This window comes from Ensifer sp. Root278 (assembly GCF_001429285.1).
GTDB lineage: Bacteria > Pseudomonadota > Alphaproteobacteria > Rhizobiales > Rhizobiaceae > Ensifer.
This window is the reverse complement of record NZ_LMJJ01000012.1, coordinates 301026-319399: the sequence shown is the minus strand read 5'-3', so window position 1 is coordinate 319399 and position 18374 is coordinate 301026. Positions and strand designations below refer to the sequence as shown.

Sequence of the window (18374 nt, the reverse complement as noted above, 5' to 3'; positions counted from 1 at the left end):
TCGGGCGCAAGGCTAGGCCTTGCTGTACAGACGAATAAGAAGCAGGTGAGAAGCGTGTCGGGAAGGCTTGTAGTTGTCGGTGGCGGTCAGGCCGCCTTTGCCCTGGTTGCCAAGCTGCGTGCCCTCAAGGACGAGCGGCCGATCGCCATCGTCGCCTCCGAAGCGAGCCTGCCCTATCAACGCCCACCGCTTTCCAAGAAATACCTGCTGCGCGAGATGAGCCTCGATCGACTGCTCTATCGGCCGGAGGCCTGGTACGGCGAGCACAATGTCGACATACGGCTCGAGACGACCGTGACCGGCCTTGATCGCACCGGCAAGCGCGTGACGCTCAGCGACGGGACCTCGCTCGAATACGAGGTGCTCGCCTTTGCGACCGGCGCCACGCCGCGCCGGTTGCCGGCTTCCGTCGGCGGTGATCTCGACGGCGTGTTCGTCGTGCGCGACTTCCAGGACGCGGATCGCCTTGCCGAGGAAATGAAGCCCGGCCGTCGCGCCCTGGTCGTCGGCGGCGGTTATATCGGCCTTGAAGCGGCGGCGGTCGCCCGGACCTGCGGGCTCGAGGTCACGGTCATCGAGATGGCCGACCGCATCCTGCAGCGCGTTGCCTCATCGGCGACATCCGGCCTGGTGCGCGATATTCACCACGCCCGCGGCGTCGATATCCGCGAGGGGACCGGCCTCAATCGTCTCGTCGGCGAAAACGGCCGCGTCACCGCCGCCGAACTCTCCGACGGTTCGGTCTTGCCGGTCGATGTCGTCATCGTCGGGATCGGTGTCACCGCCAATGACCGCCTGGCGCATGACGCCGGCCTCGAAACGGCAAACGGCATTGTCGTCGATGCCTTCGGGCGAACTACCGACCCGGCGATTTTCGCTATGGGCGATTGTGCCGTGCTTCCCTGGGAGGACCTGCGCATCCGGCTGGAATCGGTGCAGAACGCCGTCGAGCAGGCCGAGGCCGTTGCGGCAATCCTCGCCGGTAGCGAACACCCCTACGAACCCAAGCCCTGGTTCTGGTCCGACCAGTACGACGTCAAGCTGCAGATCGCCGGCTTTGGACTCGGTCATGACGAAACCATCGTCAGGCCTGGTCAGCGCGAGGGCAGTGTGTCCGTCTGGTACTTTAAGCAGGGACGCTTCGTGGCGGTCGATGCGATCAATGACGCCAAGGCCTATGTGACGGGCAAGAAGCTCCTCGAGACCGGCATCAATCCCGACCGGGCCGTCATTGCCGATCCGCAATCGGACCTCAAGGCGCTGCTATCGCAGCCCTGAGCGGGACCACGCCTGGCCGCGCTTTCCACCTGCTGCAACTTGCAGGCGGTCCAATTTCAAATTTCGTTAACGACGAAACGACTGTTTGGCCACGCAATTGTGCGCTGGAGCGACGATTTATCATTTCCTTAAATCACCTGCCGTCAACACAGGCCGCTTAACTGGAGGCGAAAGGTCTCGTTTCCCGGCGGTTGTTGATTTAGGCGATTGCGATGTTCAAGGTTCTTACATGCCTGGTGGTGGAGCATAATCCGAAGCTGGTCGCGTTGGCGGCGCTCATATGCTTCCTGTCCAGCTACGGCGCGGTGGCGCTGTTGCAGCGCGCTCGTGGATCTTCCGGCAAGGCGCGGACGATCTGGGCGGTGGCTGCAGGCATTGCCAGCGGCTTCGGCATCTGGGCCACCCACTTCATCGCCATGCTTGCCTACGACCCCGGGGTCGTCCTTGGCTACCAGATGGATCTGACGGCCCTGTCGTTGGCCGTTGCGATCGTGCTGACCACGACAGCGCTGCTGATCGCGACCTGCGTGCAGGATCGGCTGGCCTGGATTGCCGGCGGCCTAGTGCTCGGCGCCGGTGTTGCCTGCATGCATTTCCTCGGCATGGCCGCCCTCGATGTTCCCGGCAACCTGCGCTGGGACGCCACGCTCGTTGTCGCGTCGATCGTGCTCGGCTCGCTGTTCGACATCGGCGCACTCGGCACGATTGCCCGTATGGGCAAGCCGCTGAAGGCGAAGATCATCGCGACGCTCCTGATGACGCTCGGCATCGTCGCACTGCATTTCACCGCCATGGGCGCCGTGACGATCGAAGTCGGTCTCATCACCCCGACCTATGAAGGCATGATCCAGCCGCATCTGCTTGCCTTCGTCATTGCCGGAACCGCCTTCTTCCTTCTGTCCTTGGTGCTGGTTGCCGCCGGCTTTGCCCATCATGCCGAGCTCTCCGCCGCCGCGACCGAACGGGAGTTCACGCGCTTCGTCCGCAGCGTGAAGGACTACGCGATCTACATGCTCGACGTCGATGGCCGCGTGGCGAGCTGGAATGCCGGCGCCGAGGCCAACAAGGGTTATGCCGCCGAGGAAATCATCGGCAAGAATTTCGCCTGCTTCTATTCGGACGACGATCAGCGCGATGGCCTGCCGCGCCGCGCGCTTGAGGTTGCCGTGGCCCAGGGCAAGTTTGAGAACGAGGGTTGGCGCTATCGCAAGGACGGCTCTCGCTTCTGGGCGCATGTGGTGATCGATCCGTTCCTGGACGAGCAGGGCAAGCACGCCGGCTTCATCAAGATCGTCAAGGACACCACCAAGGCGAAGGCCGATGCCGATCGCATCGCTGAGGTCAGCAACAACCTCGATGTCGCGCTCGAGAACATGTCGCAGGGTATCTGCCTGTTCGATAGCGATGACCGGCTGCTCCTGTCGAACCGACGCTGCCGCGAGATCTTCGGCTTCTCCGAGACGCTTGCCGGCAAAGGCCTGACCTTCCGCGAGATCGTCGATATCGTCTTCGCCCGCATTTACGCCGAGCCCGAAATTGCGCGAGCCAAGGCCGAGGAACTCTATCAGAAACACCGGATCGAAATGGTCGGCAAGGGCGGTGGCGATATCGTCGAGAAGCTCGCCAACGGCCGCTCGATCCTGACCAAGCACCGCACGCTGCCCGATGGTGGCTGGGTCAGCACCTATGAAGACATTACCGAGCGCCTGGATACCGAGGAACAGATCACCTTCCTTGCGCGTCACGACAGCCTGACGGGCCTGCCGAACCGGTTGCAGTTCAGCAGCTACCTCGAAGAGGAACTGGATGCGGCCGCCTGGTTCAACCGCAAGGTTGCCGTCATCGGCATCGACCTCAACAAATTCAAGGAAGTCAACGACCTGCACGGTCATGCCGCCGGCGATTTCGTGCTGGTGACGATTGCCCAGCGCGTGAAGGGCCTGTTGCAGGAAGGCGAGTTCGTGGCGCGCCTCGGCGGCGACGAGTTCGCCGCGGTCAAACGCTTCGAGGAACTGGCCGAACTCAACGACTTCCTGCGGCGGATCGAGAAGAGCTTGCACGAGGAAATGCGCTTCGGCGATTTCGAGCTGAAGTCCGGCGGCAGCATGGGCGTCGCCATCTACCCGCAGGATGCGGAAACGGCCGATACGCTGATCAACAATGCCGACCTTGCGATGTACCGGGCGAAGGCCGCGCTCAACCAGACCGTCTGCTTCTACGAGGTTTCGATGGACGAGGCTGCCCGCCAGCGGCGCGCACTTGCCAACGATCTCTGGGATTCCGTCGACAAGAAGCAGCTTGCTCTGCACTACCAGGTGCAGAAGTCGGTGATGACCGGCGTCGTCATCGGCTACGAGGTGCTCCTGCGCTGGCATCATCCCGAACGCGGCATGGTGCCGCCCAGCGAATTCATTCCACTCGCCGAAGAGTGCGGTGCAATCCTGCCGATCGGCGAGTGGGTGCTGCGCGAAGCCTGCCGCGAGGCGGCTGGCTGGGAGAGCAACCACAAGATCGCGGTCAACCTGTCGCCGGTCCAGCTCGCCAATGGCGATATCGTCAGCCTGGTGCAGGACGTGCTTGCCGAGACCGGGCTCAATCCGAACCGGTTGGAGCTTGAGATCACGGAGTCGACGATCATCGACGACAAGGAGCGCGCGCTGCTGACCCTGCGTCAGATCAAGGAGCTCGGCGTGACGATCGCGATCGACGATTTCGGCACCGGGTACTCGTCGCTTGAAACGCTCCGCTCCTTCCCCTTCGACAAGATCAAGCTCGACAAGAGCTTCATGTGGGAAGTGGAGGGCAGCCCGCAGGCCAAGGCGATCGTCCGCGCCATCCTGGCGCTCGGACAGAGCCTGTCGGTGCCGGTCCTTGCCGAGGGCGTCGAGACGCAGACGCAGCTCGATATCCTGCAGGCGGAAGGCTGCGACGAGGCACAGGGCTATCTGCTCGGCCGGCCGGCCCCGATAACGCTCCTCTTCAGCGGCGACGAAGAGGCGGCCGCCGCCTGATCGGCGGACGTCATCATCGCGAGGGTCGCGTCCATGGCGAGCGCCTTGTCTGCGCGAACTGTCGGCCGGGTCAGGCTTGCGCTATTGCCGCAGCAACGTCCGGCCGGCGCCTTCCACCAGGAAGCGCGGGAAGAAGAAGACACCCGTTATCGTGCCGGAATAGCGCTGTTCGAGGCCTGAGGATTCGCCGATGCAGAACAGCGGCTGTTTCTGGCCGTGCTCTTCGAGTGCGATCGTCGTCGAAAAGCAGAAAGATGAGCAGCTTGTCGCCGCCTGCTCGAAAAGCTCGAGCACGTGGTTGCGGTCGGCTGGGTCGTAGCAGCGCACGAAGTTGAGCAGGCCGCATTCGCCGTCGCGCAGGCCATGGATGGCGGCAGCTTTCTCGCCAAGCCGGAACAGCCCCGTGGACAAGTCGCCCGACCAGCCTTCCGCCGCACAGAACTGTTGCAGGAACTCATGATGTGGCAGGTCGAGGTGCGGCTGTCCCGGAGAGCCGAGGGGAACGGAATTTGCTCTCGTGATCTTGAACACGGTCTACCCCAGCAGCATTCCTGGACATCGTCTTCGACGCCCCAGGAAACACGTCCTATTGTGCAAATTCCGCCCAACCATCAACCAATGCAAGAGTACACGCCACCTATTGCGGGCGTTTGTTCAACTCGAAAGGTCGCGAGATAGTAATGAAGCTCGCCTACGAAGTAATTTCGTCGGGGAGGTCGGCTCAATTTGCGATTAAATACTTATATGCTTTTCGTGATATTCTCGAAGAGGTCTCGGATGTTCGGTTAGTGCGAAAAAGCTTCGGCGATTGTTCGCCCGCTTGAGTTCGCTACCCGATCTCCCATCAATCTCCGCCCACTTGGGGCGCTGTTATAGTTCGTTTTTTTTCGACTTCAACGGTTTTTTGAAACCGGACTACAACCGGCGGCTTTTTTCTGCGGAGAGATTGGCGGGGGGCTCGCCCAGCCGCGAACGGCATTGATAAAAAACGAGAAAGGGCGACCCGAGGGCCGCCCTTCCGATCCGGATGGATCGCTAATGTGAAAAGGCTATCGCCTTATCACATCATGTCCATTCCACCCATGCCGCCCATGCCGCCCGGCATGCCAGCAGGTGCATCCTTCTTCGGCAGTTCGGCGATCATGGCTTCCGTCGTGACGAGGAGGCCGGCAACCGAAGCTGCGTCCTGAAGGGCGGTGCGAACGACCTTGACCGGGTCGATGATGCCCATGGCGATCATGTCGCCATATTCGCCGGTCTGGGCGTTGTAGCCGAAGTTGTCCTGGTCCTTGTCGAGGATCTTGCCGACAACGATCGAAGCTTCGTCACCAGCGTTCTCTGCGATCTGGCGGGCCGGAGCCTGCAGAGCGCGACGAACGATGTTGATGCCGGCTTCCTGGTCGTCGTTGGCACCCTTGACGGTGATCTTGACGGAAGAACGCAGCAGGGCAACGCCGCCGCCCGGTACGATGCCTTCCTGAACAGCAGCGCGCGTCGCGTTGAGAGCGTCGTCGATGCGGTCCTTCTTTTCCTTCACTTCGACTTCCGTCGAGCCGCCAACGCGGATCACGGCAACGCCGCCAGCGAGCTTGGCAAGACGTTCCTGCAGCTTTTCGCGGTCGTAGTCGGAGGTGGTTTCTTCGATCTGGGCCTTGATCTGGGCAACGCGGCCTTCGATGTCGGCCTTCTGGCCGGCGCCGTCGACGATCGTCGTGTTTTCCTTGGAGATCGAAACCTTCTTCGCACGGCCGAGCATGTCGAGCGTGACGTTTTCGAGCTTGATGCCGAGGTCTTCGGAGATCACGGTGCCGCCCGTCAGGATGGCGATGTCTTCGAGCATGGCCTTGCGGCGATCGCCGAAGCCCGGAGCCTTGACAGCAGCAATCTTCAGGCCGCCACGCAGCTTGTTGACGACGAGCGTTGCAAGAGCTTCGCCTTCTACGTCTTCAGCGATGATCAGGAGCGGCTTGCCGGTCTGAACGACAGCTTCGAGAACCGGGAGCATGGCCTGGAGGTTCGAGAGCTTCTTCTCGTGGAGGAGAACGAAGACGTCGTCGAGGTCAGCGACCATCTTTTCCGGGTTGGTGACGAAGTAGGGGCTGAGGTAGCCGCGGTCGAACTGCATGCCTTCGACGACTTCGAGTTCGGTTTCGGCGGTCTTGGCTTCTTCAACCGTGATGACGCCTTCGTTGCCGACCTTCTGCATCGCTTCAGCAATGTCGAGGCCGATCTGACGCTCGCCGTTTGCCGAGATCGTGCCGACCTGTGCGACTTCTTCCGAAGTGTTGATCTTCTTGGCCTTGGCCTGGAGATCCTTGACGACTTCGGTGACGGCGAGGTCGATACCGCGCTTCAGGTCCATCGGGTTCATGCCGGCAGCAACGGCCTTGGCGCCTTCGCGAACGATCGCCTGGGCAAGAACGGTTGCAGTCGTGGTGCCGTCGCCGGCGATGTCGTTGGTCTTCGAAGCAACTTCGCGGACCATCTGGGCGCCCATGTTTTCGAACTTGTCTTCGAGTTCGATTTCCTTGGCGACCGATACGCCGTCCTTGGTGATGCGCGGAGCGCCGAAGGACTTGTCGATGATGACGTTACGACCCTTCGGGCCGAGCGTGACCTTTACCGCGTCAGCGAGGATGTCGACGCCACGCAGCATCTTTTCGCGCGCGGTGCGGCCGAACTTGATTTCTTTTGCAGCCATTAGAGAAAACTCCCGGGCTCATTGCCCATTGGTTGTCATAAAAAGGGGTGGACGACGGCTGATCAGCCGATGATGCCCATGATGTCGGCTTCCTTCATGATCAGAAGGTCTTCGCCGTTGATCTTGACTTCGGTGCCCGACCACTTGCCGAACAGAACGCGGTCGCCAGCCTTGACGTCGAGAGCAACAACCTTGCCGCTTTCGTCACGGGCGCCCGAACCGACGGCGACGATTTCGCCTTCCTGCGGCTTTTCCTTGGCGGTGTCCGGAATGATGATACCGCCCTTGGTCTTCTCTTCAGACTCGACGCGGCGAACGACGACGCGGTCGTGCAGCGGGCGGAAGTTGGTGCTTGCCATTAGTCTAATCCCTCGATCAAATGACATTACGGATCGCTGATCGACCCGATGGATGGGTGTTAGCACTCTCATTTATCGAGTGCTAGCGATGCCGAGATAAGCCTGGGTATGGGGTGAGTCAAGGATCGGCGCCTAGATTTTTTGCCGGCGGCAGTAGCCTTGGGCGAGCGCAGCAGGCGAGGGCGTAGGCAGCCTAGCCCCATTCTTGGCGAAATGTAGGCGATCGCGTCGACGAATGGCATTGGCGGGATTTTGACGGTTGATAACCGCTACAAAGTGCTTTGGCGAAGCGGGCGGCATCGGCAATGCACTTTTCTTTGACGCCCGACACCGCCGGAATCCTTGGGAGGGGGCGCCTTTTTCGGGCGCCGAGACTTGTAATCTCCTGCCTTCCTTGCCATGCAAGCCGGAAACCGTGTTTGCAGGAAGCCAGAATGGCCGCAAGGATCAACAGTTTTCGGGAAATCGCTGCGCGCTACGACGTGGTGCTGTGCGATGTCTGGGGCGTTCTTCATAACGGCGTGCAGGCCTTTGCCTCCGCTTGCGAGGCGTTGGCCGAGGCGCGTGCCGCCGGCCTGACTGTGGTGCTGATCACCAACTCGCCGCGTCCGCATCCGGGTGTGAAGATCCAGATCCGCGGTCTCGGCGTGCCGGACGAAGCCTACGACCGGATCGTGACCTCGGGCGATGTGACCCGCGCGCTGATCGCCGCCGCCGCCAAAAAGATCTTCTTCATCGGTGCCGAGCGCGACCTGCCGCTGCTCGAAGGCCTGGGAACGCAGATCGTTTCGTCGGAAGATGCTGAGACGGTCGTTTGTGCCGGCTTCTATGACGACGAAACCGAAACGCCGGAGCATTACCGCGCGACACTGACGGGGCTTGCCAAGCGCAAGATCCCGTTCATCTGTGCCAATCCGGATCTGGTGGTCGAGCGCGGCCACAGGCTGATCCCCTGTGCCGGCGCAATCGCCAAGCTCTATGAAGAGCTCGGTGGCGAGGCGCGCATTGCCGGCAAGCCCTATATCGCCATCTACCGTGCGGCGCTGACCGAGGCGAAGGCCGTTCGCGGCGCGCTTGACCTGTCGCGTGTCATCGCCGTTGGCGACGGCATGCCGACGGACGTCAAGGGTGCCCAGGATGCCGGCTTCGATCTGCTCTATATCAGTGCCGGTATCCACGCCCAGGAATACATGAACGAAAGCCGCACCGACGAGGCGAAGCTCGCCGCCTTCCTGAAGAAGGAAGGCGCGTCGCCGAAATATTGGATGCCGCGGCTCGCCTGACGGGAAGACGGAGATGACGGTTTTTCATCGCAACGAGACCCGTGATCCGCTTCCGCAGCATCTGCGCGGCGGCGTCGTCGCGATCGGTAACTTCGACGGCGTGCACCGTGGTCACCAGTCGGTGCTCAATCGGGCGCTGGAGGAGGCCAATGCGCGCGGTGTGCCGGCGCTCGTGCTGACCTTCGAGCCGCATCCGAGAACCGTGTTCCGTCCGGAAACCCCGGTCTTCCGACTGACGCCGGCACCGCTGAAGGCGCGCATTCTCGAAGGCATGGGTTTCGGCGCCGTCATCGAGTATCCGTTCGACCGCACCTTCTCGCAGCTTTCCGCATCGGATTTTATCCACCGTATCCTGCTCGAATGGCTGCACGCCTCGCATGTCGTCACCGGTTTCGATTTTCACTTCGGCAAGGGGCGCGAGGGCGGCCCCGCCTTCCTGATGGCGGCCGGCGGCGATAACGGATTTGGCGTGACGCTCGTCGATGCCTTCCGCGACGAAAACGCATCGGTCATCTCGTCCAGTTACGTGCGCTCGCTGCTTGGCGAAGGTGATGTCTCGCAAGCTGCCGGCATGCTCGGCTATCGCTATCTGGTCGAGGCGGAAGTGATCGGCGGCAAGAAGCTCGGCCGCGAACTCGGCTTTCCCACCGCCAATATGCGGCTTGCGCCCGAGGTGGAACTGAGGCCTGGCATATACGCCGTGCGTTTCCGTCGGGCCGACGGCTCGCTCTACGACGGCGTCGCGAGCTTCGGGCGCCGTCCGACTGTCGACAGCGACGGCGAGCCGCTGCTCGAAACCTTCGTCTTCGACTTTTCGGGCGATCTCTACGGCGAGATCTGTGCGGTCACCTTCTTCAGCTACCTGCGCGACGAACTGAAGTTCGACGGGCTCGATCCGCTGGTGGCGCAGATCCGTCAGGACGAGGCAGAGGCGCGGGCGTTGCTCTCCGGTGTGCAGCCGCTCGGCGACATCGACCGCAAGCTCAACTTCGCCTGACAAAAGAATTCGGCGTCCGCGCAGCGGCGGACCTTTTCAAAAGGCGGAAAACGCCTTAAACAACCGGCCACCATGACCCGGCACCGTCGATTGATCATCGATCAGCGAATTATTGGCCCGGCCTTCCGCGCGCTTTAGTCAGCCGGAAGGTCCGGGATTTCGGCGTTTCCGACGCCCCAGTCATCTCTCGATACCGAGCCCATTTCGTATGCGCGGCCCCTCGCGCGAAGAAGCGATTGCAAAGACCATGACCGATACCGCTGAAAAGATCGACTACTCCTCGACCCTCTATCTGCCGCAGACGGAATTCCCGATGCGCGCCGGCCTGCCGCAGAAGGAGCCGGAAACGGTGGCCCGCTGGCAGCAGATGGGCCTCTACAAGAAGCTGCGCGCATCGGCCGCCGGCCGCGACAAGTTTGTGCTGCATGACGGCCCGCCCTATGCGAACGGCAACATCCACATCGGCCATGCGCTGAACAAGATCCTCAAGGACGTCATCAATCGCTCGTTCCAGATGCGCGGCTTCGACGCCAACTATGTGCCCGGCTGGGACTGCCACGGTCTGCCGATCGAGTGGAAGATCGAGGAGAAATACCGCGAGAAGGGCCAGAACAAGGACGAGGTCCCGGTCAACGAATTCCGTAAGGAGTGCCGTGACTTCGCCTCCGGCTGGATCCAGGTCCAGGCCGAGGAGTTCAAGCGCCTCGGCATCGAGGGCGATTTCGACAATCCCTACACGACGATGAACTTCCATGCGGAAGCGCGCATCGCTGGCGAACTGATGAAGATCGCCAAGCTCGGCCAGCTCTATCGCGGCTCCAAGCCGGTCATGTGGTCGGTCGTCGAGCGCACCGCGCTTGCCGAAGCCGAAGTCGAATATGCCGATGTCGAGAGCGACATGATCTGGGTGAAGTTCCCGGTCACCGAAGGTCCGGACGCGCTTTCCGGCGCCTTCGTCGTGATCTGGACGACAACGCCCTGGACCATCCCGGGCAACCGCGCCATCGCCTTCTCGTCGCGTTATGCCTATGGCCTCTATGAAGTGGCGACCGCCGAGAACGACTTCGGCCCGCAGCCGGGCGAGAAGTTGATCTTCGCCAAGCGCCTGGCCGACGAATCCGCAGCCAAGGCCAAGCTCACCTTCAATTTCGTTCGCGACCTTGAGGCCAACGAGCTTTCTGCCGTCACCTGCGCCCATCCGCTGCATGGTCTCGGTGGCGGTTACGCTTTCAAGGTGCCGCTGCTCGATGGCGATCATGTCACCGACGATGCCGGCACCGGCTTCGTGCACACCGCCCCCGGTCACGGCCGCGAGGACTTTGATGCCTGGATGGACAGTGCCCGCGCGCTCGAAGCCCGCGGTATCTCCTCGGCGATCCCGTTCACGGTCGACGATGCCGGCTACTTCACTGCCGACGCCCATGGCTTCGGTCCCGATGCCGAAGGTGGCGCCGGCCGCGTCATCGACGACAAGGGCAAGAAGGGCGACGCCAACGATCGCGTCATCAAGGCGCTGATCGCCCGTCATGCGCTCTTTGCCCGCGGCCGCCTGAAACACTCCTATCCGCATTCCTGGCGTTCCAAGAAGCCGGTCATCTTCCGCAACACGCCGCAATGGTTCGTCTATATGGACAAGGCGTTCGGCGACGGCACAACGCTGCGTTCGCGTGCGCTTTCGGCCATCGACGACACCCGCTTCGTTCCCGGCGCCGGCCAGAACCGCCTGCGCGCGATGATCGAGGGACGCCCGGACTGGGTGCTCTCGCGTCAGCGCGCCTGGGGCGTGCCGATCGCGATCTTTGCCGACGACCAGGGCGAGATCCTGATCGACGAGGCCGTCAACGCCCGCATCCTCGACGCGTTCGAGCAGGAGGGCGCCGATGCCTGGTTTGCCGAAGGTGCCAAGGATCGCTTCCTCGGCAACGACCACGACCACGAAAAGTGGCACCAGGTGATGGACATCCTCGACGTGTGGTTCGATTCCGGTTCGACCCACACCTTCACGCTCGAAGACCGTCCGGACCTGAAGTGGCCGGCCGACGTCTATCTCGAAGGTTCGGACCAGCATCGCGGCTGGTTCCATTCCTCGCTGCTCGAGGCCTGCGCGACGCGCGGCCGCGCGCCCTACAACGCCGTTGTCACCCATGGCTTCACCATGGATGAGAAGGGCGAGAAGATGTCGAAGTCCAAGGGCAACACCGTCACGCCGCAGGAGGTGATGAAGGATGCCGGCGCCGATATCCTGCGCCTGTGGGTGATGACGACGGACTATTGGGAGGATCAGCGTCTCGGCAAGACGATCATCCAGACCAACATCGACGCCTATCGCAAGCTGCGCAACACGGTCCGCTGGATGCTCGGCACGCTTGCCCACGACAAGGGTGAAGAGATCGCCTATGCCGACATGCCGGAACTCGAAAAGCTGATGCTGCATCGGCTGGCGGAACTCGATCAGCTTGTGCGCGAAGGCTACGATGCCTTCGACTTCAAGAAGATCGCCCGTGCGTTGATCGATTTCTCGAACGTCGAGCTCTCGGCTTTCTATTTCGACGTGCGCAAGGACGCGCTCTACTGCGATGCGCCGTCGAGCCTGCGCCGCCGTTCGGCACTCGCCGTCATCCGCAAGCTCTTCGATTGCCTCGTCCTGTGGCTGGCGCCGATGCTGCCGTTCACCTCGGAAGAAGCCTGGCTGTCGCGGAAGCCCGATGCGGTTTCGGTGCATCTCGAACAGTTCCCGGCGATCCCGGCGGAATGGAAGAACGATGTGCTCGAAGCCAAGTGGGACAAGATCCGTACGGTCCGCACCGTTGTCACCGGTGCGCTCGAGATCGAGCGCAAGGACAAGCGCATCGGCTCGTCGCTGGAAGCGGCTCCGGTCGTCTACGTCGCCGATCCGGAACTCTTGAAGGCGCTGGAAGGCCAGGACTTCGCCGAGATCTGCATCACGTCGGGCATCGTGATCGAAGCCGCGGAAGGCCCTGCGGATGCGTTCCGCCTTGCCGACGTGGCCAAGGTGAGCGTCGTGCCGAAGCTTGCCGAAGGCCAGAAATGCGCCCGCTCCTGGCGGATCACGACCGATGTCGGTTCCGACCCGATCTACCCCGACGTGTCGGCCCGTGACGCCGCTGCCTTGCGCGAACTTGGTTTCAAGGCTTAACGCATTGTTACCGGATGAATTGCACTCGTTGCGTTCATCCGGTAAAACCTGCCCGAAATTTGGCGGATTTCTCCGCCATGGGCGCTTGAGTGGCCGCGCTGACCGGTGGCCGGCTGGAAGGAATCTCATGGAAATGACGCGAGAGTTGCGAGTGTTTGCCAGCGTGGCCGCCATTTTGACGAGCGGCCTGGTGCTTTCGGGCTGCATCGGCGGCCCGACCTATGGCACGGACAAGACCGCCGGCGAACAGCTCATGGACGACCTCGGCAGCGTCGCCAGCTTCGGCCCGCCGAAGCGTGATCCGGTCAAGTATCAGCCGCGCCCCGGCCTCGTTCTGCCGCCGTCGGCGCAGCAGACTGCTCTCGTCGAGCCGCAGAAGTCGCTTGCCAGCCGTGAGGCTAACCCGGAATGGGTCGAGTCTCCGGAAGAGGTTCGCAACCGTCTGCGCGAAGAGGCCGACGCGAACAAGAACAACCCGAACTACGTTTCCCCGCTTGCCAAGGCTAGCGCCAACGGCCGCCGGCTCTCGGCCAAGGAGCAGCAGGAAGCTTATCGCGCAGGCCGTAAGATCGAGATGGGCGCCTATTCCGACAAGCGACGCTTCCTCAGCGATCCGCCGCTTGATTACCGCCGCCTGCCGGAGGGTACCGAGACCGAACTCGGCGAGCCGGAGAAGGACAAGGAGCGCCGCCGCAAGAAGGAGGCGCAGATCAAGAATTCCGGCTCCAAGTGGTATTGGCCTTTCTAAGCAGCGCATAAGCCATGACGATCAGCATTCGCGACGCTCGCCCGGAAGACGCGCAGACCATTCTGCGCTTCATCACCGAACTTGCCATCTACGAGAAGGAGCCCGACGCAGTCGAGGCGACGGTCGAGATGTTGCAGGCCTCGCTCTTTGGTCCGGGTTCCATTACCCGCGCCGTGATCTGCGAGAAGGACGGCAAGCCCGCAGGCTTCGCCATGTGGTTCTACAACTATTCGACCTGGCAGGCACGCAAGGGTCTCTACCTTGAGGACCTTTACGTTACGCCGGATTGCCGTGGCTCCGGCGCTGGCAAGATGCTGCTGAAGCATCTGGCGAAAATTGCCGTCAAGGAAGGCTGCGGCCGCTTCGAATGGAGCGTGCTCGACTGGAACGAGCCGGCGATACGGGTCTACGAGGCGGTCGGTGCCGAGCCGATGTCCGAATGGACGCGCTACCGTCTCTCCGGCGCGGCCCTCGAAAGCTTCGCGGCCGACTGAGGCGACCTCAGAAAATCTGAAACGGGCTCGCGTTCAGAGTCGGGATTGGTTTCACCGCTTGCCGGCGAAGAAATTCCTGAGAAGGTCGGCAGCCTCGCGCTCGGCGAGGCCCGAATAAACGTCCGGCACGTGATGGCAGGTGGGAGAACCGAAGAAGCGCACGCCGCTGTCGACCGCGCCGCCCTTCGGATCGTCCGCGCCGTAGTAGAGGCGGCGGATGCGGGCGAACGAAATCGCCGCGGCGCACATGGTGCAGGGTTCGAGGGTGACGTAGAGATCGGCGCCCGTCAGCCTTTCGTCCTTGAGGACGGCAGCAGCCTCGCGGATGGCGACAATCTCCGCATGTGCAGTCACGTCGTTGAGTTCACGGGTGCGATTGCCGGCGCGGGAGACGATCTGGCCATCGAAAACGACCACGGCGCCGATCGGCACTTCGCCGCGTTCTGCCGCCTTCCTGGCCTCCTCAAGGGCCACATCCATGAAGTGTGTCGTCTCAGCCATCGCTCAAACAATAATTTCTCTTAACCCACGGGCCGCGACCTGATAGGACAGCCGCAAAAGGCAGGCAACACAAATGACATCCAAAGACAAGCCCACACGGCCTGGCGGCAAGTCCGCCGGCCGGGACAAGAAACCGCATTTCGCCGACAAGAAGGCTGGAGCACCGAAAAAGGTTGCAGGCCCGAAGACATTTGGCGCCAAGACCTCCGGACCGAAGGCTGACGGCCCCAAGTCCTTCGGACCAAAGACCGGCGCTTCGCGTCCGGCCAGGGAGCGCCCGAACGCGGCTGCTCCGGGTGTCGACGAACCGCAGCGCATCTCCAAGATCCTGGCGCGCGCCGGCGTCGCCTCGCGCCGCGACGTCGAGCGCATGATCATGGAAGGCCGCATCAAGCTCAACGGCGTCATTCTCGATACGCCGGTCGTCAACGCGACGCTTGCCGATGCGATCGAGGTCGATGGTCAGCCGATCCGCGGCATCGAGCGCACGCGCCTCTGGCTCTACCACAAGCCGGCCGGCCTAGTGACCACCAATGCCGATCCGGAAGGCCGCCCAACCGTATTCGAAAACCTGCCCGACGAACTGCCGCGCGTTCTGTCGATCGGCCGCCTCGACATCAACACCGAGGGCCTGCTGCTTTTGACCAACGATGGTGGTCTTGCCCGTGTGCTCGAACTACCGTCGACCGGCTGGCTGCGCCGCTACCGCGTTCGCGCCCACGGCGAGATCGATCAGGAAGCGCTCGACCGGCTGAAGGACGGTATCGCCGTCGACGGCGTGCTCTATGGCGCGATCGAGGCGACGCTGGACCGGGTGCAGGGCTCGAACGTCTGGATCACCATGGGGCTGCGCGAAGGCAAGAACCGCGAGATCAAGAACGTGCTCGGCGCGCTCGGTCTCGACGTCAACCGCCTCATCCGCATTTCCTATGGACCCTTCCAGCTCGGCGAACTGCCGGAGGGACATGTCCAGGAAATCCGTGGCCGGACGCTCCGCGATCAGCTCGGGCCGCGCCTGATCGAGGATGCCAAGGCAAACTTCGACGCACCGCTTTACAACGATCAGGCAGCGACCGTAGCCGGCGACGCGCCGGAGGATGATACCGCCGATACGCGCCGGCCTGAACGTGCCAACCGCTGGGAAAAGCCGGAGGACAAGCGCGAGCGTGCTCTGGCCCGGCTCGACACGCGTCGCGACGATCGCCGTGACGGCGGCCGCAAGGACGGTCCTCGTGGCAAGGGCGGCTCCCGCGACGACCGTGACGCCAAGTTTGAGGACCGGCCGAAGCGCGCGCCGGCGCAGCGCGCCCGCACCGCCAATGTCTGGATGGCGCCGGGCGCCCGTCCGCTGGCCGAAAAGAAGCCGAAATCCGCTGAAGGCGACGCCACGGAGAAGCCCGCCCGTCGCGAGCGTCCGGAAGGCGTGCCGAAGACCAAGCGCTACGGTCGCAGCAAGGATGGCTTTGCGACGAAGACATCCGGCAAGTTCGACCCGGACCGCAAGGGCGGCTCGCACAGGGACTTCGATCGTCCCGCTGCGGCCGCGCCGGTCAAGCGTCGCGACGAAGAGGGTGAATGGATCAGCGCCAGCGAGCCTGCCCGTCGCGGCAAGGACGAGGGCCGGGATGGCGGCTTCGGTCGGCGCAAGGCGGGCGACGCGGGAGACCGCAGGTCGCGCGATCACGGTGACCGTCCTGCGCGCCGTGAAGGCGGCGACCGTCCTGCTCGTTCTGAAGGCGGGCCGCGCAGCTTCTCCGACAAGCCGCGGTTCCCGCGCGCCGATGGCGACCGGCCTGCCCGCCGCGAAGGTGGCGACCGCCCGCGTGGTGATCGACCTGCCCGCTCCGAGGGTGGTCCACGCAGCTATTCCGACAAGCCGAGGACCCCGCGTGCCGAGGGCGATCGTCCGCCACGCCGCGAAGGTGGAGACCGACCGTTCGGTGATCGGCCTGCCCGCGCCGACGGCGGCCCGCGCAGCTATTCCGACAAGCCAAGAGCCCCACGCGCCGAGGGCGATCGTCCGCCGCGCCGTGAAGGCGGGGACCGTCCGTTCGGCGATAAACCCCGCGGCAAGTCCTTCGGGGGCAAGCCGTCCGGTGGAAAGTCCTTTGGCGAACGCACTGGCGGTCCGCGCGGTGGCAAGCCCGGCGGCGGCAAACCCGGCGGTGGGCGCCCCGGCGGCGCTGGACGCTCCGGTGGTGGCGGACGCCCGGCCGGCGGCGGCAAGCCGCGCGGCAGAGGAAACTAAGCGGCGGTGCGTATCGTCGGTGGAGAGTTTCGGGGGCGCAGCCTTGCGACCCCCAAGTCCAACGATATCCGTCCGACCACGGACCGGACGCGCGAAAGCCTGTTCAACATCCTGAGCCATTCCTATCCGGAGGCGCTCGACGGCACCCGTGTGCTCGACCTTTTTGCGGGCACCGGCGCCGTTGGCTTCGAGGCTCTCTCACGCGGGTGCCGGCAGGCACTCTTCGTCGAGCAGGGCGTCGAGGGCAGGGGACTTCTGCAGACGAACATCGAAACGCTCGGCCTCCAGGGCCGAGCCAAGGTCTTCCGCCGTGACGCCACCAGCCTCGGCGGCGTCGGCACGATGGAGCCGTTTCATCTGGTTTTCGCCGATCCGCCCTACGCGAAGGGTCTCGGCGAGAAGGCGCTGGAATCTGCCGCCGCCGGCAATTGGCTCGTCCCCGATGCACTGGTGATCCTCGAAGAGCGGGCGGACGTTCAGCCCGCGCCGACGGCCGTGTTCGAGCGGCTCGATGTCAGAGCCTTCGGCGATACACGCATGCATTTCTACCGCTTCCGCGGTGCCTGACCGTCATATTTTCGATTTCTTTGCGAAGATAGGCTGACGCCGACCATACACGTTTCCTTATCCCGCGCCTTACGGCGACCTTCTGCATAATTTGTCCTTAAAATGATTCCGCTTTAGGGAATCATGCAGAAGCGGAGGACATGCCGATGAAGCAGGATCTTTCGATGACGAAGGCGCCGACGCAGGTGACGAGCCAACCGACGGTGGCCCTGGCGCTTGGCGGCGGCGGCGCGCGCGGGCTTGCGCATATTCACGTCATCGAGGCCCTGGACGAGCTCGGCATTCGCCCGGTGGCGATCGCCGGCTCTTCGATAGGCGCAATCATGGGTGCCGGCATGGCGGCCGGCATGCGCGGCGAAGAGATCAGGGGCCACACGCTCTCGACCATCGGCCATCGCCGCGAGGTCCTCAATCGGCTCTGGCAATTGCGGCCGTCGAGCCTTTCCGAAGCCATGGCGAACGGTTTTCGTTTCGGGCAATTCAATGTCGAGCGCGTTCTCAGGGCTTTTCTGCCCGAGGCCATTCCGCCGAAGTTCTCGGATCTAGGCATTCCGCTCAAGGTGGTCGCTACCGACTATTACGGCCAGACAGAACATATCTGCGAAAAGGGTGACCTGTGGCAGGCGCTGGCTGCCTCCGCTGCCCTGCCGGCGATCTTCATCCCGGTGAAGATCGGCGGGCGCGTGATGATCGACGGCGGCATCTACAACCCTATCCCCTTCGATCATCTGCGCGGCCTGGCGGACATCGTCATCGCCGTCGACGTCGTCGGTGGTCCTGACGGCGACGGCAAGACGATCCCGAGCCGCATCGACAGCCTGTTCGGTGCGAGCCAGTTGATGATGCAGTCGATCATCGCGATGAAGCTCAAGGAAGGGGCACCGGATATCCTGCTGCGCCCCGATGTCGGCCGCTACCGGGTGATGGATTTTCTGCGGGCCCAGGACGTGCTGAACGGAACCGTCGCCATCAAGGACCAGCTGAAACGGGCGCTCGACGAGCGGATGCGGGCGCCGACGCTCAAGTGAAC

At 63.1% G+C, this 18374-nt stretch carries 14 protein-coding genes; 10 read left to right on the top strand and 4 right to left on the bottom strand.

Annotated features, from left to right (window positions below; genetic code table 11):
• Positions 1 to 54 precede the first annotated feature (54 nt).
• Both ASE60_RS13015 and ASE60_RS13010 read left to right on the top strand, forming a co-directional pair.
• Positions 55 to 1278, top strand: coding sequence for an FAD-dependent oxidoreductase (locus ASE60_RS13015; protein ID WP_057250881.1), 1224 nt, complete (start codon positions 55 to 57; stop codon positions 1276 to 1278).
• A 212-nt stretch (positions 1279 to 1490) separates the two neighbouring features.
• Positions 1491 to 4289: an EAL domain-containing protein gene (locus ASE60_RS13010; protein WP_057250879.1), complete on the top strand. Its 2799-nt coding sequence runs from the start codon at positions 1491 to 1493 to the stop codon at positions 4287 to 4289.
• Positions 4290 to 4370: 81 nt separating this feature from the next.
• Here ASE60_RS13010 and ASE60_RS13005 read toward each other — a convergent pair whose 3' ends face one another.
• The 3 genes from ASE60_RS13005 to groES all read right to left on the bottom strand — a co-directional run bounded on the left by ASE60_RS13005 (position 4371) and on the right by groES (position 7349).
• Positions 4371 to 4820 carry a hypothetical protein gene (locus ASE60_RS13005; protein ID WP_057250878.1) on the bottom strand — a complete coding sequence of 150 codons (450 nt, stop codon included), beginning with the start codon at positions 4818 to 4820 and terminating at the stop codon, positions 4371 to 4373.
• 529 nt (positions 4821 to 5349) lie between these two features.
• On the bottom strand, positions 5350 to 6990 hold the full coding sequence (groL, locus tag ASE60_RS13000; protein ID WP_057250876.1) for a chaperonin GroEL: 1641 nt from the start codon (positions 6988 to 6990) through the stop codon (positions 5350 to 5352).
• Positions 6991 to 7052: 62 nt separating this feature from the next.
• Positions 7053 to 7349, bottom strand: a complete 297-nt coding sequence (gene groES, locus ASE60_RS12995; RefSeq protein ID WP_004675403.1) for a co-chaperone GroES — start codon at positions 7347 to 7349, stop codon at positions 7053 to 7055.
• 434 nt (positions 7350 to 7783) lie between these two features.
• Between groES and ASE60_RS12990 the strand changes: the two genes are divergently transcribed.
• The 5 genes from ASE60_RS12990 (at position 7784) to ASE60_RS12970 (ending at position 14028) form a co-directional block, all read left to right on the top strand.
• Positions 7784 to 8632, top strand: a complete 849-nt coding sequence (locus ASE60_RS12990; protein ID WP_057250874.1) for a TIGR01459 family HAD-type hydrolase — start codon at positions 7784 to 7786, stop codon at positions 8630 to 8632.
• Positions 8633 to 8645: 13 nt separating this feature from the next.
• The gene (locus tag ASE60_RS12985; protein WP_057250872.1) at positions 8646 to 9629 is read left to right on the top strand and encodes a bifunctional riboflavin kinase/FAD synthetase; all 984 of its coding nucleotides are present in this window, start codon (positions 8646 to 8648) and stop codon (positions 9627 to 9629) included.
• A 247-nt stretch (positions 9630 to 9876) separates the two neighbouring features.
• Complete coding sequence (gene ileS, locus ASE60_RS12980) at positions 9877 to 12786, top strand: isoleucine--tRNA ligase (protein WP_057251100.1); 2910 nt, start codon at positions 9877 to 9879, stop codon at positions 12784 to 12786.
• Between the two features lie 127 nt (positions 12787 to 12913).
• A complete protein-coding gene (locus ASE60_RS12975) occupies positions 12914 to 13534 on the top strand; it encodes a hypothetical protein (protein WP_057250871.1) in 621 nt (206 codons plus the stop codon).
• A gap of 14 nt (positions 13535 to 13548) precedes the next feature.
• A complete protein-coding gene (locus ASE60_RS12970; protein WP_057250869.1) occupies positions 13549 to 14028 on the top strand; it encodes an N-acetyltransferase in 480 nt (159 codons plus the stop codon).
• A gap of 51 nt (positions 14029 to 14079) precedes the next feature.
• On the opposite strand, the gene ASE60_RS12965 is transcribed toward ASE60_RS12970, so the two are convergent.
• Positions 14080 to 14529, bottom strand: coding sequence for a nucleoside deaminase (locus ASE60_RS12965; protein WP_057250867.1), 450 nt, complete (start codon positions 14527 to 14529; stop codon positions 14080 to 14082).
• A gap of 73 nt (positions 14530 to 14602) precedes the next feature.
• Here ASE60_RS12965 and ASE60_RS12960 point away from each other — a divergent pair, with 73 nt between their 5' ends.
• The 3 genes from ASE60_RS12960 (at position 14603) to ASE60_RS12950 (ending at position 18372) form a co-directional block, all read left to right on the top strand.
• Positions 14603 to 16777 (top strand): pseudouridine synthase, encoded by a 2175-nt coding sequence (locus tag ASE60_RS12960; RefSeq protein WP_057250865.1) that lies wholly within the window; start codon positions 14603 to 14605, stop codon positions 16775 to 16777.
• A 6-nt stretch (positions 16778 to 16783) separates the two neighbouring features.
• Positions 16784 to 17344 (top strand): 16S rRNA (guanine(966)-N(2))-methyltransferase RsmD, encoded by a 561-nt coding sequence (gene rsmD, locus ASE60_RS12955; protein ID WP_057250863.1) that lies wholly within the window; start codon positions 16784 to 16786, stop codon positions 17342 to 17344.
• A 146-nt stretch (positions 17345 to 17490) separates the two neighbouring features.
• Positions 17491 to 18372, top strand: coding sequence for a patatin-like phospholipase family protein (locus ASE60_RS12950; RefSeq protein ID WP_057250862.1), 882 nt, complete (start codon positions 17491 to 17493; stop codon positions 18370 to 18372).
• The last annotated feature ends 2 nt before the right edge of the window (positions 18373 to 18374 follow it).